The sequence below is a fragment of the Janthinobacterium sp. GW823-FHT06H09 genome, assembly GCF_058794735.1.
In genome coordinates this window covers 13,012-28,492 of sequence record NZ_JBXAHC010000011.1, presented here as the reverse complement: position 1 = coordinate 28,492, position 15,481 = coordinate 13,012, and the positions used below count along the sequence as shown (strand labels likewise).

Below are 15,481 nucleotides of genomic sequence, written 5' to 3'. Positions count from 1 at the left end.
CTGAAACCGGCTACTTGACTCAGGATGAGTATATTATACTGTGTTTATATACAGTATTGAGGTAGATCATGTGGGGCGTCGTCTTACCCGAGTATGCTGAGTTGTACTGCCTGAGCAATTTCAGCTTCCTGCATGGGGCCTCGCATGCGGAGGAGCTGGTGGCGCGCTCCGTGCAGCTCGGTTACAAGGCGCTGGCCATTACTGACGAGTGTTCGCTGGCCGGCGTCGTGCGCGCCCATGCGGTGGCCAAGCGGGCCGGTTTTCACCTGATTATCGGCGCGCATTTTCATTTGACGCAGGCCGACGGCAGTCCGGGGCCGTCCCTGCTGGCGCTGGTGCGCGATATCGACGGTTACGGCAATCTGTCGGAATTGATCACCATGGCGCGCACGCGGGCGGCCAAGGGGCGCTATCTGCTGACGCCCGATGATTTCACCGCGCCTGCGGCGGAGTTTGCCCATTTGCGGGGCTTGCCCGGCTGTCTGATGATCTTGCTGCCCAGCTATGCGGCCGAGGCGGAAACCGTGCGCGCGCAGGGTGAGTGGATGGCGTCCACCTTTGGCCGCGAGCGCAGCTGGATCGGCCTGAACCTGCTGCAGCGGGCGCAGGATGACGCGCACCGCAGCGCCGTGCAGGAGGCGGCGCAGGCGCTGGGCTTGTCCGTGGCAGCCGTCGGCCATGTGTGCATGCACGTGCGGTCGCGCAAGCCCTTGCTCGACACCCTGTGCGCGATCCGCATGGGCAAACCCGTGGGCGAGTGCGGCTATGCGCTGGCGCAAAATGCGGAGCAGCATCTGCGCGCGCGCTTGCGCCTGGCCAATGTGTATCCGCCGCAAGCGCTGGCGGAAACCGTACGCATCGCCAAACTGTGCACGTTTTCGCTCGACAGCCTGCGCTATGACTATCCCGTCGAGTTGGTGCCGCACGGCCACACGCCGGCGACGTATCTGCGCGAAGAAACGTATGCGGGCGCGCGCATGCGCTTTCCGCTCGGTATTCCGGCCAACGTGCAGGAGCAGATCGAGCAGGAGCTGGAGCTGATCCGGGATCTTTCCTACGAAGCGTATTTTTTGACCGTCTACGACATCGTGCGCTTTGCGCGCTCGCAAAACATCCTGTGCCAGGGCCGGGGTTCGGCCGCCAATTCGGCCGTCTGCTATTGCCTGCACATCACGGAAGTGGACCCGGCGCGCGGCAATTGCCTGGTCGGGCGCTTCATGTCGCGCGAGCGCAACGAGCCGCCCGATATCGACGTCGATTTCGAGCACCAGCGACGCGAAGAGGTCATCCAATATATCTACGGCAAATATGGGCGCGAGCGGGCCGCGCTGGCGGCCGTGGTGATCAGCTACCGGCCCAAAAGCGCCTTGCGCGACAGCGGCCGGGCGCTGGGGATCGACCTGGCCATCGTGGAAAAGGTGGCCAAGGCGCATCGCTGGTTCGACGGCAAGCGCGATCTGCTGGAGCGCCTGGCCGAATGCGGGCTCGACCCGGAGGCGGCATTGTCGCAGCAGTGGGCGGGCCTGGCGCAGCAGCTGCTGGGCTTTCCTCGCCACCTGTCGCAGCATCCGGGCGGGTTTGTCATCGCGCAAGGAAAATTGTCGCGCCTGGTGCCGATCGAAAACGCCAGCATGGCCGAGCGCAGCGTCATCGAGTGGGACAAGAACGACCTGGAAGAACTGGGCTTGATGAAGGTCGACGTGCTGGCGCTGGGCATGCTGTCGGCCCTGCGCCGCGCCCTGGAACTGGTTAGTGGGCGGCGCGGCGAGGAATTCCGCCTGCAGGATATTCCTCGCGAAGACCCCGCCACCTACGACATGATGTGCCAGGCGGACACCATCGGCGTATTCCAGATCGAGTCGCGCGCGCAGATGAGCATGCTGCCCCGGCTGCGGCCCCGTGAATTCTACGACCTCGTCATCGAGGTGGCGCTGGTGCGCCCCGGCCCCATCCAGGGCGGCATGGTGCATCCGTATCTGCAGCGGCGCCAGCAGAAGGAAGCGGTCGAGTATCCGAAGGGGCTGGAAAAGGCGCTGGGACGCACCCTCGGTATTCCCATCTTCCAGGAACAGGTGATGCAGGTGGCCATCATCGCGGCCGATTTCACGCCCGGCGAGGCGGACCAGTTGCGGCGCGCCATGGCGGCCTGGAAACGCAAGGGCGGCATGAACAATTACAAGGAACGCATCGTCGAAACGATGGTCAAAAATGATTATGAACGCAAGTTTGCGGAAGCCATCTTCAGCCAGATCGAGGGCTTTGGCGAATACGGTTTTCCGGAGTCGCACGCGGCCAGTTTCGCCCTGCTGACGTACGCCAGTTCCTGGCTGAAATGCCACGAACCGGCTGCCTTCCTGTGCGCCTTGCTCAACAGCCAGCCCATGGGCTTTTATAGCCCTTCGCAACTGGTGCAGGATGCGCGCCGCCATGGCGTGCAGGTGCTGCCCGTCGACGTGGCCGTCAGCGGCTGGGAGGCGGCGCTGGAAGCGCCGGCAGGGCAGGGCGGGCAGCGTGATGCACCGGCCGTGCGCCTGGGCTTGAATAGCCTGTTCGGCATGCGCGCGCAGGCTGCCCAACGCATCGAGGATGCGCGTGCCATCGCCGCCTTCGTCGATGTGGCCGACCTGGCCCGCCGTGGCGGCCTGGACCGCCATGACTTGCAAGTGCTCGCTGCCGGCAACGCGCTGCATGCGCTGGCCGGGCACCGGCGCGAAGCGCTGTGGCAGGCGGCCGGCGCCGTACCCGACAGGGACTTGCTGCGCGATACCACGCAAGAGGAAGATTTGCCCGTGCTGGCCGCGCCGACGGAAGGCGAGAGCATCGTCAGCGACTACCGCGCGCAAGGCCTGACCCTGGGCCGCCACCCGCTGGCGCTGCTGCGCAAACAATTGCTGGAACAGCGCTTCATGCCGGCGTCCACGCTGATGACGTACACGAGCGGGCAAGTGGCGCGCGCCTGCGGCATCGTCACCGTGCGCCAGCGTCCGGGCACGGCCAAGGGCGTCATCTTCATGACCCTGGAAGACGAGACGGGCACGGTCAACGTCATCGTCTGGCCCGACCTGGTGGCAAGCCAGCGGCGCGAAGTGCTGAGCGCGCCGCTGCTGGGCGTGTACGGCGTGTGGCAAAGGGAGGGCATCGTGCGCAACCTGGTGGCCAAGCACCTGGTCGATATGTCGCACTTGCTGGGGCGCTTGCGGACCAGCAGCCGCGATTTTTGCTGAGAGTTGCCGGCGGGGAGGAGGGCATGGCATTATTTGAATATGACAACATTACCCGAACCGACACTGCGTCCCGCCCTGGTCGCCGACGCGCCCGCCATCGTCGCCCTGATCGACGACTTGATGCCCTTTTTGACCCTGCACCCGGACGGCGCGGGGGCGGAAAAGTTCATCGAGAACTGCCGCCAGCCCGCCATCGAAGGCTATCTGTCGCTGCCCAATTACGCCTACCAGCTCGCGCATATCGACGGCGAACTGGCCGGCGTGGTGGCCATGCGCGACAACACGCATCTGTTCCACATGTTCGTGCCGCGCGCCCTGCACCGGCGCGGCATGGCGCGCCGTTTGTGGCAGGCGGCCCGCGACGCGTCGCTGGCCAAGGGCGATGTGACGGCCTTTACCGTCAATTCCTCGGCCTACGCCTTGCCCCTGTATCAAAGCCTGGGCTTTGTCGCCACGGGGCCGAAGGTGGAAACGGGCGGCATCGCTTTCGTGCCGATGCGCATGGAATTGTAAAATGGCCAAGGCTGGGGTCAGACCCGGCGGGTCTGACCCCATTTTTTGCTTGCGGGCTTATGACTCTGATGACGGCGTAGAAATTAAGCCAACGGCAAGGACTGGAGACGTACCCAGAGAGGGCATTTTTCCCAGTGGGAAAAATGCCGATCCCGAAGGGAGCGACCTACCATCTGACAATCTTCCCCGGATTCATGATGTTCTTCGGGTCGAGCGCGTGCTTGAGGGCGCGCATGGTGTCGATGGCGCCCTCGCCATGTTCTTCCACGAGGAAAGCCATCTTGTGCATGCCCACGCCATGCTCGCCCGTGCACGTGCCGTCCATGCCGATGGCGCGCGTGACCATGTCGCTGTTGACCTTTTCGGCGCGCGCGATGTCGGCCGGGTCGTCGGGGTCGACCAGCATCTGCACGTGGAAATTGCCGTCGCCCACGTGGCCGATGATGGCATAGACGAGGCCCTGCGCCTCGCAATCGGCCTTGGTGGCGAGGATGCATTCGGCCAGCCGCGAAATCGGCACGCAGCAGTCGGTGGAAATGGCGCGGCTGCCGGGACGCATCTGCAGCAGGGCGAAATACGCGTTGTGGCGAGCAGCCCACAGGCGCGAGCGCTCTTCGGGTCGGCTGGCCCACTCGAAATCGCTGGCGCCATGTTCCGCCGTGATGGCTTGCACCAGCTGCGCCTGCTCGGCCACACTGGCCGGCGTGCCGTGGAATTCAAACAGCAGCAGCGGCTTTTCCGGCAAGGCCATCTTGTCGTAGGCGTTGATGGCTTTCACGCCATTTTCATCGAGAAACTCGACCCGTGCCACAGGAATACCCATCTGGATGGTCTGGATCACGGCGCTGACGGCCTCGCCCGTGCCGGGGAACGAGCACACTGCGGCCGAGATCGCTTCGGGCAGCGGATACAGTTTCACGGTCACTTCCGTAATGATGCCCAGGGTCCCTTCGCTGCCGACAAATAAACGCGTCAGGTCGTAGCCGGCCGACGATTTTTTCGCCCGGGTCCCCGTCCTGATGATGCGCCCGTCGGCCGTCACCACCGTCAGGGCCAGCACGTTTTCGCGCATGGTGCCGTAACGCACGGCGTTCGTGCCCGAGGCGCGCGTGGCCGCCATGCCGCCCAGCGACGCATTCGCGCCCGGATCGATGGGGAAGAACAGGCCCGTGTCGCGGATGTCCTCGTTCAACTGCTTGCGTGTCACGCCCGCCTGCACGGTGGCCGTCAAGTCTTCATTGTGCACGGCGACCATGTGATTCATTTGCGACAGATCAATCGTCACGCCGCCATGCAGGGCCAGCACATGGCCTTCGAGCGAGGTGCCGCTGCCGTAGGCGATGACGGGCACGTCGTGCGCGCTGCACAGCTTGACGGCGGCCGCCACTTCCTCGGTGGAATTGGCGAAGATGACGGCATCGGGCAGCATGGGGGGATAGCTCGACTCGTCGCGGCCATGGTGTGCGCGCATGGCTTGCGTCATGGAAAAGCGGTCGGCAAAGATCAGGGAAAGTACGGCAGCAAGAGATTCTGGCAGCGGTTTTTTCAGTACCGCCAACTGGTCAGTTTGATTCACGCAAGTCCTCCGTTTTTTTTATTCTACTCCGCGCCCGGGGATTTCACCGAAGCACTATTTTTGCCAGTTGTAAAAATTTTGCATGGTGCGCCGTGCATAGGTTGTAAATGAGAATCATTTCTATTAAAATGCCCGCCAGTAGTTATTTTGCAATGCATGCTTCCACCCGAAAGGCCATGCCATGAAATTCCCCCTGTCCCTCGCCGCCATCCTGCCCGTCTGCGTGCTGGCGCTGAGCGCCTGCAGCAGCGTCGCTCCGCTGAGTACCACGACTGCGGCATCCGCTACTGTGCAAGACGTGCGCCAGCTGGGCGAGATCGTCGACCTGCGCAGCGGCCAGCGCTTGACTGCCGAGCAATTGCTGGCCCAGCTGGCCGCCGCCCCGAGGGTCATCGTGGGCGAGCAGCATGACCAGCTCAGCCACCACAAGATCGAGCAGTGGCTGCTGCAGCAATTGCAGGGCCAGCGTCCGCAAGGCAGCGTGCTGCTGGAAATGCTGAACCCGGACCAACAAGCGAAGGTGGACAAGGTCAAGCCGTGGCTGCAGACGGACCCCGTCGTGCGCCCCGAACACGTGGCCGAGCTGCTGGCCTGGCAGCCGGGCTGGAAGTGGGCGCAATATGGCGACCTGGTCATGACCGTGATGCGCGCGCCGTATCCCGTCTGGTCGGCCAACCTGGACCGCAGCGAAATCAAGCAACTGTTTGTCGACCAGCCGGCCGTGCAGGGCAAGCATTCGAATCTGGCCAATGATGGCAAGGTGCATGACAAACTCAAAGACATCATCCGCGTCATGCACGACAACCAGATCGATGCGCCGCGCCTGGCCGCCATGCTGTCGGTGCAGCAGCAGCGCGACCGCCGCATGGCCGAGCGCCTGCTGGCCGCGCCCGCGCCCGCCGTGCTGATCGCCGGCGCCTACCATGCGCACAAGGACCTGGGCGTGCCGCTGCATGTGCAGGACTTGACGGGCGGCCCCGCGCCGCTGGTACTGGTCCTCGCCCAGCAGGGCGCCACGGTGCTGGCGCCGCAGGCGGATTTTGTGTGGTACACGCCGGTGGCGGCACCCGCCGTCGCCAGCGCCAAGTAATCCGTTGTAACTCCGCCGGGCGTTCAGCCCGGCACTCCTCCCCAGCAAGCTTCTTCGCAGCAGCCAGGTAGTTTTTCCGATTTTTTTGCATGCGCGTGCGCGCCGTTGGCGCAGCCATGCCTGTTACCTGTTGAAGCTCCCATGCGTATCCTCTGTATCAAAGCCGCCGCCGGCGGCGTGTTTCTTTCCCTGTTCCATGCCACGGCGCAAGCGTCCGCCTTGCCGCACGATATGTCGCCGCTGGGCATGTTCTTCGCCGCCGACCAGATCGTCAAAAGCGTGCTCATCGGCTTGCTGCTCGCCGCGCTGGCCACCTGGGTGGTCTTGCTGGTGAAGGGCGCCAGCTTGCTGCAAGCGCGGCGCGCGGCGGCGCAAGCCGTCGCCATGCTGAAGACGGCAACGTCCTTGCCGGACGCGGCCGTCAAAGTGGAGGGCGCAGGCAGCAATTCGCTGGCGCAGCAGCTGCTGGCCGAGGTGCAGCAGGAACTGAGTCTGTCGCATGCCAGCGCGCCGGCGGCGGCCCTGAAGGAGCGTGCCGGGTTTCGCCAGGAGCAATTGATCGCGCACAAGGTACGCAGCATGGCGCAAGGCATCGGCTTGCTGGCGAGCATAGGCGCCGTGGCACCGTTCGTCGGGCTGTTCGGCACCGTGTGGGGCATCATGAACAGCTTTATCGGCATCGCCGTCAGCCAGAGCACGAATCTGGCGACCGTCGCGCCCGGTATCGCGGAAGCCTTGCTGGCGACAGCGCTGGGCCTGGTGGCGGCGATACCCGCCGTCGTCATCTACAACGTCTTGAGCCGTGGCATCAATCAGTACAAGGCGCAGCTGCGGGCCGCTTCCGCGCAAGTGCTGCTGATGCTGAGCCGCGACCTCGACGTGCGCCAGCAGGCCTGAGCCATGGCCAGCCTTTTCCCATCGCAGGACGACGACACGGCCGACATGCCGGAATTGAGTGAGATCAATGTCACGCCCTTCATCGACGTGATGCTGGTGCTCTTGATCATCTTCATGGTGGTCTCGCCGCTGGCCACCGTCGACCTGAAGATCGACTTGCCGGCCGCCACGGCCAAGCCCGAGCCGCGCCCCGAAAAACCGGTGTTCGTTTCCCTGAAAGCCGACCACAGCCTGTACCTGGGCGAGTCGCCCGTGGCGCGCGGGCAACTGGGCAACCTGCTCGATGCACAGACGGGCGGCGACCGCCAGCGCACGCTGTTCTTCCAGGCCGACAAGCAAGCCGCGTATGAAGACGTGCTGGGCGTGATGGATGCCCTGCGCCAGGCCGGCTATCTGAAAGTGGGCCTGGTGGGCCGGGAGGGCGGGTGAATCCCCGTCCGGTATTGAGCTGGGGCATCGCCACGTCGCTGGTGGCGGCTACCGCACTGTCGCTGCTGCTGTGGATGGCCTGGCAGCCCGTCGCTGTCGCGCCCGCGCAGCCGCCCGCCAGCGTGATGGTCGTATTTGCCGCGCAAGCGATGTCGCCGGAGACGCAACAGGCGGCAGCGGCAGGGGCGCGCCAGTCGGCCGCGTCCAGCGCAGCCCAACCGAAAAAGAGTGCGACCGGGCAAGAAGCGTTGCCCGTGCTGGCGCGCGCCGCCGCGCCGCAAATCGTCGCGGCCGAAAAAGAAGCGAAGGCAGAAGCCAGTCCGTCGCCAGATCCCGGCAAGGATGCCGCCAGGGAAGCATCCATGCAAGCCCAGGCCAGCAGCAGCGCCACGCCGGCGCCAAGTTCGGTGCGCGGTCCGCAGGCGGCGCCGTTCGACAGCGACACGCCGCCCGCCAGCGCTGCGCCCGCCAGCTGGCAAAGCCGGGTGCTCAGCCACCTGGCCCATTTCAAACGCTATCCGGGCGACGCGCGCCAGCGCAAGCGGGCCGGCGCCGCCTGGGTACGCTTCCAGGTGGACCGCGACGGCAAGCTGCTGGCCAGCGAACTGGTCACTTCATCGGGCACGGTGCTGCTCGACCGCGAAGCGCTGCAAGTGCTGCAGCGCGCGCAGCCGCTGCCGGCGCCGCCCGACAAGGTCTTACACCAGGGCACGGTGACCGTCACCTTGCCCGTCTCGTTCAAGCTGGAGCCAGGGCAGGACAAGGCATGAGGATGCCGATTGTATTCATTAAAAATCCAACCATAACAAATCGAGGGTGTATGCATATCAAGACAATGACACGAGCCGTGGGCGTCTGCATGGCGTTGCTGGCGCAGCAGGCATGGGCGCAAGAGAGTAGCGACGGCAAGGTGGTGTTTTCGCCGCTGAATGTATCAGGTGAAACGGTTCCGGCGGAACAGCAGGCGCTGGAAAAACCGGGCGCCGTCAGCGCGCGCGGCGCGGACACGCGCTTGCAACCCGTGGACCAGATCGTGCGCAGCATGCCGGGCACGTTTACCCAGATCGATCCGGCGCAGGGCGCCGTCAGCGTCAACATCCGCGGCTTGTCGGGTCTGGGGCGCGTCAACATGATGGTCGATGGCGTGAGCCAGAATTACTATGGCAGCGCGCCGTCGTCCGTGTCGCACGGCGGCGTGCCCAGCAGCCAGTTCGGCGCCCTGATCGACCCGAACTTCATCATCGGCGTGGATGTGTCACGCGGCAATGTCGTCGGCGGCGACGGCGTCAATGCGCTGGCCGGCAGCGCCAATTTCCGCACCATCGGCGTCGATGACGTGGTCTTCGCCGGCGAAAAGGTGGGCGCGCGCACGAAGATGTCGACAGGGAACAACGGTGTAGGACGCAGCGCCATGCTGGCCGTGGCCATGAAAAACCCCGCCTTCGATGGCGGCAGCGTAGGCTTTATGGCGGCCACCAGCGCCAGTGTGATCGGCAACAACTACACGAATGCGAAAGGCGTCAACAGCGAGGAATTCGGTTTCGGTTATAACCGCTATTACAAGCAAAAGCCCAAGTCGCAGCTGCTCAAGCTGGATCTCAGATTGAGCGACTTCCACGCGCTGGAGCTGTCGGCACGCGACTACCGCAACACGTTTACGCGCCGCGATATCCGCAGCAATGACTACTACGTCAAATATCACTACACGCCGTTTTCGGAGTTAATCGACCTCAATGTGGTGGCCAGCAGCAGCCGTGGTAACCAGAAATATATGCCTGAAGCGTTGACCAATTTCATCAACACGAATGCGGCCAACCGCGCCGATGCCATCGACATCAACAACACGAGCAGCTTCAAGCTGGCCGGCGGCGATGCGCTGCTGACGGTGGGCGGCAAGCTGATGCGCAACAAGTACAGCAAGCACGTGGAAAGCCTCGTCGACGATCCGGACAACCCGGATGCGAACCAGCAATCGATTGAAAACAATACCTTCGGCCCCGAAGGCGTGCAAAAGATCAGCAGCTTGTATGCGGGCCTGCAATACAACCGCGGCATCTACCAAGTCAACGCGGGGCTGAACACCACGCGTTTTGAATTGACCGGCTACAAGCCGGCCTGCGATGAACGCGTGAAATGTTTCCCGCAAGGGGCTTCGCACATTGCACTGAAGGAACACGGCATCAACCCTTCGCTGCTCGTTTCCGCGCAAGTGACGCCGTGGTTCCAGCCGTTTGCCAGCGCCGAGCGCACCATGCGCGGGCCGAATCCGCAGGAAGTGTTTTTCTCGAATGACGGCGGGGCTTCGATGAACCCGTTTCTGAAGGGCGAGAAAGCGACGACCTATCAGCTGGGCTTCAATTCCAGCCTGCATGGCTTGCTGAGCAAGAATGACGTGCTGAATTTCAAGGCGCTGTATTTCAAGAGCAAGATTGATGGCTATATCACCAGCCAGTCCTTCCTCGTGTGCGACCGCGGCCGCAAGTGCAATATCGCGGAAGTGCTTGCCAATGATTGGCAGAATGTCGATGACTACATGACGAATATGTATATCTACATCAACTCGGCCACGCCCGTGTATTCGCGCGGATGGGAACTGGAAGCGCAATATCATCTGGGACCGGCGTATGCGCGCCTGTCGTACACGCGTGAAACGACGCGCCAGCCCACCTCGATCGCCAGCGCCTGGTTCGGCGCGGCCGACATCAGCGAGCTGCCCAGCACTTATTACAATCTCGACGTGGGCACGCGTTTGCTGGACAATAAAATGGAGATCGGCGCGATCATCAAGCACACGGGGTCGAACCGCCGCTTGTCGCCGGACAACGAAGCTGATGAAGCGACGGGTGAAGTGCTGAAGGCCGACAATCCGAAGATTCCGGCCGTGATCGACTTGTATGCGAGTTACCAGATGTCGAAAAACTTGTTCCTGCGCCTGTCCGTGCAGAACGCCATGAACAAGGATTTTTCGGAAGCGCTGAACCGCCTGAACTCGATGCCGTCGCAGTCGCAGGACAACACGCCGCTGAGCACGGCGCGGGGCAGGACCTATGTGGCGGGGCTGGAGTACCGCTTTTAGAGCAGACCTCAGCCCCGCGCTTTGGCTTAATTAATACTCACGCGGCGTGGTGCCGTAGTAACTGTGGATCGAATTGGCCCACGTCTGGTCCGCCATGTTCGGCCAGTTATCGGTATCGAAGCCGGGCGCGTTTTCGATGCGTTCCTTGTCGACGTTCAGGGTGAAGCGCTTGTTGACGGTGTCGAGCAGCAGCGCTTCCCAGGGCACGGCGAACAGTTTTTCGCCGATGGTGAAGACACCGCCGTGCGACATGACGGCATAAGCGATCTTGCCGCTGCGCATGTCGATCATGATTTCCTTGATTTCGCCCAGGTGTTCATCCTTGGCGTTGTGCACATGGTCGCCGATCAGGGTGTCGGCACCCATCAGTTCAGGGCCGGGGCCTTTGTGGCCGCGGTTGACATACATGCCGTAGGCGTCGCGTTCTTCGTAGCTCATGGTGACCTCCTGTTGAAAAATCCCAGTCTGCGGCCAGGGCGCGGCAGGGTCTGTTCGCTCGCCCACACAAAGTATGGAATTGGAAATATTTCAATTCTTGCTATCGGGTAATTTTGTTGTGCGTAGACAGCAGGAGGGGGAGGGATAGTCGGTATTTGGCGCAAATTTCCGCGCGCGGGGGGCGACGCAGGCGGGCTTTAGTGTATAATTTCAATTTCCCGCACGTGCCGTTCGGCACCATCTGCAATGACCAAATTTGTCTTCGTCACTGGTGGCGTTGTGTCCTCCCTTGGAAAAGGGATTGCCGCCGCCTCCCTCGCCGCGATCCTCGAATCGCGCGGCCTTAAAGTCACCATGCTCAAGCTCGACCCGTACATCAACGTCGATCCTGGCACGATGAGCCCTATGCAACACGGTGAAGTATTCGTCACCGACGACGGGGCCGAAACCGACCTCGACCTCGGTCACTACGAGCGCTTCATTTCCACCCGCATGAAAAAGGTGAATAACTTCACCACTGGCCAGATCTATGAATCGGTGATCCGCAAGGAACGCCGGGGCGAATATCTGGGCAAGACCGTGCAGGTGATCCCGCATATCACCAATGAAATCCAGGATTACATCCGCCGTGGCGCCGAAGGCTACGACGTGGCCCTGTGCGAAATCGGCGGCACCGTCGGCGATATCGAATCGTTGCCATTCCTGGAAGCGGCGCGTCAGCTGAGCCTGCGCGCCGGCCGCAAGAACACGGCGTTCGTCCACCTGACCCTGGTGCCGTACATCGCCTCGGCCGGTGAACTGAAAACCAAGCCGACCCAGCACTCGGTGCAAAAGCTGCGTGAAATCGGCATCTTGCCCAACGCCTTGCTGTGCCGCGCCGACCGCGCCATCCCGGAAGACGAGCGCGCGAAAATCTCGCTGTTCTCGAACATCGAGGAAGACGCCGTCATTTCCGTGTGGGACGTCGACACCATCTACAAAGTGCCGCAAATGCTGCACGACCAGGGCCTCGACAAGATCATCTGCGATGCGCTGGACCTCGATCCCGCACCGGCCGACCTGTCGATCTGGAGCAAGCTGATCTACACGATGGAGCACCCGAAGGCGGAAGTGACCGTCGGCATGGTCGGCAAGTATGTCGAGCTGACCGAGTCGTACAAGTCGCTGATCGAAGCGCTGCGCCACGCCGGCATCCACACGGAAAGCCGCGTCAACATCGAGTACATCGATTCGGAAGAAATCGAAACGACGGGTTGCGAGAACCTGGCCAAGTACGATGCCATCCTGGTACCGGGCGGCTTCGGCAAGCGCGGCGTGGAAGGCAAGATCAAGGCGGCCCAGTTCGCCCGCGAAAACAAGATCCCTTACCTGGGCATCTGCCTGGGCATGCAAGTGGCCCTGATCGAATACGCGCGCAACAAGGCTGGCATGCCGAACGCGAATTCGACCGAGTTCGACCTTGATACGGATCAACCTGTTGTTGCACTGATCAATGAGTGGCAAAACCACGATGGTAAAGTCGAGTTGCGCGATGAAAACTCGGACCTGGGCGGTACCATGCGCCTGGGCGCGCAGACCTGCGCCGTCAATCCGGGCACCCTCGCTGCCGAGATCTACGGCAGCGTGGTGACCGAGCGTCACCGCCATCGCTACGAAGCCAATAATCACTACCTGGCCCGTGTCGAAGCGGCTGGCCTGATCGTCTCGGCCCGCACGCCGAGCGAAGATTTGTGCGAAATCATGGAATTGCCACGCACGGGTGAAAATGCCCACCCATGGTATATGGGCGTGCAATACCATCCCGAGTTCAAGTCGACGCCACGCACCGGCCATCCGTTGTTTACCTCGTTCATCAAGGCAGCGCTGGCGCACAAAGAAGCCAACGCCGCTGCGCAATAACGCGGTCGATCACGACAGTATTACCCGTAAGACAGCTCCCGGCCAGATGGTTCCCGCCGGGAGTTTCTTTGCCCCCTTTGTGCAATTGCGCATCAGAACGCAGTGTGCAGCCCCTGTTACGCTTAACTTTGGAGAATGACATGAGTGCTATTGTTGATATTATCGGTCGCGAAATCCTGGACTCGCGCGGTAACCCGACCGTCGAATGCGATGTGTTGCTGGAATCGGGCGTGATGGGCCGTGCGGCCGTGCCGTCGGGTGCCTCGACCGGTTCGCGCGAAGCCGTGGAATTGCGCGATGGCGATGCCAAGCGCTACTTCGGCAAGGGCGTGCTGCAAGCATGCGAAAACATCAATACCGAAATCTCCGAAGCCATCATGGGCCTGGACGCCAATGAACAGGCTTTCCTGGACCGTACCCTGATCGACCTGGACGGCACGGAAAACAAATCGCGCCTGGGCGCCAACGCCATCCTGGCCGTCTCCATGGCTGTCGCCAAGGCTGCCGCCGAAGAAGCGGGCTTGCCGCTGTACCGCTATTTCGGCGGTTCGGGCGCCATGCAGATGCCAGTGCCGATGATGAACGTCATCAACGGCGGCGCGCACGCCGACAACAACCTGGACATCCAGGAATTCATGATCATTCCCGTGGGCGCCCCATCGTTCAAGGAAGCCGTCCGTTACGGCGCGGAAGTGTTCCACACGCTGAAAAAGATCCTGCACAAGAAGGGCCTGAATACCAACGTGGGCGACGAAGGCGGTTTCGCGCCATCCTTGGCCAACCATGAAGAAGCCATCAAGCTGATCATCCAGGCCATCGAAGAAGCGGGCTACGAGCCAGGCACGCAGATCGCCATCGGCCTCGATTGCGCCGCGTCCGAGTTCTACAAGAACGGCAAGTACGAAATGGAAGGCGAAGGCCTGAGCCTGACGGCTACCGAGTTCACCAACCTGCTGGCGACCTGGTGCGACAAGTACCCGATCATCTCGATCGAAGACGCGATGCATGAAGGCGACTGGGACGGCTGGGCGATCCTCACCAAGGAACTGGGCAAGAAAGTGCAACTGGTCGGCGACGACCTGTATGTCACCAACACCAAGATCCTGAAAGAAGGCATCTCGAAAGGCATCGCCAACTCGATCCTGATCAAGATCAACCAGATCGGCACGCTGACGGAAACCTTCGCCGCCATCGAAATGGCCAAGCGCGCCGGCTACACGGCCGTCATTTCGCACCGCTCGGGCGAAACGGAAGATTCGACCATCGCCGATATCGCCGTTGCCACGAACGCCCTGCAGATCAAGACCGGCTCGATGTCGCGTTCGGACCGCATGGCCAAGTACAACCAGCTGCTGCGTATCGAGGAAGACCTGGGCGACATCGCCAGCTACCCTGGCCGCGATGCGTTCTATAATCTGAAGTAAGCTGATGTAAAACCCACTGGCCGGCCGGAGATATCCGGCCGGTTTGTTAACCGACTACCCCATGCGCCTGATTACGCTCGCCCTGGCAGCCCTGCTGCTGCTGATCCAATTTCCCCTCTGGCTGGGTAAAGGCGGCTGGCTGCGCGTTGCCGACATGGAAGCCCAGGTGGCGGTGGCGAATAAAAAGAATATGGAATTGAAGGCGCGCAACGCCAAGCTCGAATCCGAAGTGCGCGACCTGAAAGATGGTACGGGCGCCGTCGAGGAGCGTGCCCGCTATGAGCTGGGCATGGTCAAACAGAATGAGATTTTCGTGCAGATCGTGCGCAAGGGACAAACCCCGCCACTGCTGGAAACACCGGTGGACGCTGCTGCGCCGCACTAAGTCATACACATTTCCCGTTTGCCAGCCTGGACCGATTGCCAGGCTGACCTGTCATATTGTTACCTTGTACTGCTGCACACTATTGCCTTGCTGCTTGCTGCTTGCTGATCAGAAACGCGCCTTGCCGGTCGAGATCAGGTAGAAATGGATGCCGGTAACGACGACGGCTACGGCGATCAGTGCGGTTTCGAGAAACATCATATAAAAATCCTTTCAGTATTTAGTTAGCCGCGCGAGGCCAAGAAACGCAACTCGGCTGCGAGGTTAGGCATCAGCTTTTCGTAGCGGTTCGCTTCCGAGTTCAGCAGGGCGAAATCGCGCTTGCTTGGGCGCACATAGCGCTCGTCGTCGGCGCTGGTCGTCGCGGTGGCGATGACTTCCTTCTGGGCCAGTTCGCTGTACGGCTTGGAAGCGAGCAGGGCGCCCAGGAAGGCGCGCGTCGCACGGCCCAGGTTGCTGAAGTAGTTGTCGTTGTCGTTGCTGTAGGTGTTGGTAAAAGTGGACATATGCCCTCCATGAATGGTCTGTTG

At 62.1% G+C, this 15,481-nt stretch carries 13 protein-coding genes; 10 read left to right on the top strand and 3 right to left on the bottom strand.

Features of this window, described 5'->3' with window-relative positions; all coding sequences use genetic code 11:
* The first annotated feature begins 68 nt into the window (after positions 1 to 68).
* Both AC1Q6X_RS19440 and AC1Q6X_RS19435 read left to right on the top strand, forming a co-directional pair.
* Positions 69 to 3,224, top strand: coding sequence for an error-prone DNA polymerase (locus AC1Q6X_RS19440; protein ID WP_492498176.1), 3,156 nt, complete (start codon positions 69 to 71; stop codon positions 3,222 to 3,224).
* Positions 3,225 to 3,263: 39 nt separating this feature from the next.
* Complete coding sequence (locus AC1Q6X_RS19435; protein WP_230505698.1) at positions 3,264 to 3,737, top strand: GNAT family N-acetyltransferase; 474 nt, start codon at positions 3,264 to 3,266, stop codon at positions 3,735 to 3,737.
* Positions 3,738 to 3,903: 166 nt separating this feature from the next.
* Here AC1Q6X_RS19435 and AC1Q6X_RS19430 read toward each other — a convergent pair whose 3' ends face one another.
* Positions 3,904 to 5,313, bottom strand: a complete 1,410-nt coding sequence (locus AC1Q6X_RS19430; RefSeq protein WP_492498175.1) for an FAD-binding oxidoreductase — start codon at positions 5,311 to 5,313, stop codon at positions 3,904 to 3,906.
* A gap of 181 nt (positions 5,314 to 5,494) precedes the next feature.
* On the opposite strand from AC1Q6X_RS19430, the gene AC1Q6X_RS19425 reads away from it, so the two are divergent.
* The 5 genes from AC1Q6X_RS19425 to AC1Q6X_RS19405 all read left to right on the top strand — a co-directional run bounded on the left by AC1Q6X_RS19425 (position 5,495) and on the right by AC1Q6X_RS19405 (position 10,805).
* Positions 5,495 to 6,403 carry a ChaN family lipoprotein gene (locus AC1Q6X_RS19425; RefSeq protein WP_121670215.1) on the top strand — a complete coding sequence of 303 codons (909 nt, stop codon included), beginning with the start codon at positions 5,495 to 5,497 and terminating at the stop codon, positions 6,401 to 6,403.
* A gap of 141 nt (positions 6,404 to 6,544) precedes the next feature.
* The gene (gene exbB, locus AC1Q6X_RS19420) at positions 6,545 to 7,300 is read left to right on the top strand and encodes a tonB-system energizer ExbB (protein ID WP_492401994.1); all 756 of its coding nucleotides are present in this window, start codon (positions 6,545 to 6,547) and stop codon (positions 7,298 to 7,300) included.
* Between the two features lie 3 nt (positions 7,301 to 7,303).
* On the top strand, positions 7,304 to 7,729 hold the full coding sequence (gene exbD, locus AC1Q6X_RS19415) for a TonB system transport protein ExbD (RefSeq protein WP_492498174.1): 426 nt from the start codon (positions 7,304 to 7,306) through the stop codon (positions 7,727 to 7,729).
* On the top strand, positions 7,726 to 8,499 hold the full coding sequence (locus AC1Q6X_RS19410; RefSeq protein WP_492498173.1) for an energy transducer TonB family protein: 774 nt from the start codon (positions 7,726 to 7,728) through the stop codon (positions 8,497 to 8,499). The genes exbD and AC1Q6X_RS19410 overlap by 4 nt, the downstream gene beginning before the upstream one ends.
* A gap of 50 nt (positions 8,500 to 8,549) precedes the next feature.
* Positions 8,550 to 10,805, top strand: coding sequence for a TonB-dependent receptor domain-containing protein (locus tag AC1Q6X_RS19405; RefSeq protein ID WP_492498172.1), 2,256 nt, complete (start codon positions 8,550 to 8,552; stop codon positions 10,803 to 10,805).
* Positions 10,806 to 10,835: 30 nt separating this feature from the next.
* Here the strand turns inward: AC1Q6X_RS19405 and AC1Q6X_RS19400 are convergent, their stop codons facing one another.
* Entirely contained in the window at positions 10,836 to 11,243 is a 408-nt protein-coding gene (locus AC1Q6X_RS19400) for a PRC-barrel domain-containing protein (protein WP_070221439.1), read from the bottom strand.
* A 246-nt stretch (positions 11,244 to 11,489) separates the two neighbouring features.
* Here AC1Q6X_RS19400 and pyrG point away from each other — a divergent pair, with 246 nt between their 5' ends.
* From pyrG to ftsB, 3 genes are all read left to right on the top strand, one after another.
* Positions 11,490 to 13,142: a CTP synthase gene (gene pyrG / locus AC1Q6X_RS19395; RefSeq protein WP_070291785.1), complete on the top strand. Its 1,653-nt coding sequence runs from the start codon at positions 11,490 to 11,492 to the stop codon at positions 13,140 to 13,142.
* Between the two features lie 140 nt (positions 13,143 to 13,282).
* Positions 13,283 to 14,566 carry a phosphopyruvate hydratase gene (gene eno / locus AC1Q6X_RS19390; protein WP_070260371.1) on the top strand — a complete coding sequence of 428 codons (1,284 nt, stop codon included), beginning with the start codon at positions 13,283 to 13,285 and terminating at the stop codon, positions 14,564 to 14,566.
* Between the two features lie 61 nt (positions 14,567 to 14,627).
* Positions 14,628 to 14,951 carry a cell division protein FtsB gene (gene ftsB / locus AC1Q6X_RS19385; RefSeq protein ID WP_035821182.1) on the top strand — a complete coding sequence of 108 codons (324 nt, stop codon included), beginning with the start codon at positions 14,628 to 14,630 and terminating at the stop codon, positions 14,949 to 14,951.
* 224 nt (positions 14,952 to 15,175) lie between these two features.
* Here ftsB and AC1Q6X_RS19380 read toward each other — a convergent pair whose 3' ends face one another.
* On the bottom strand, positions 15,176 to 15,457 hold the full coding sequence (locus AC1Q6X_RS19380) for a hypothetical protein (protein ID WP_058049567.1): 282 nt from the start codon (positions 15,455 to 15,457) through the stop codon (positions 15,176 to 15,178).
* Positions 15,458 to 15,481 lie beyond the last annotated feature (24 nt).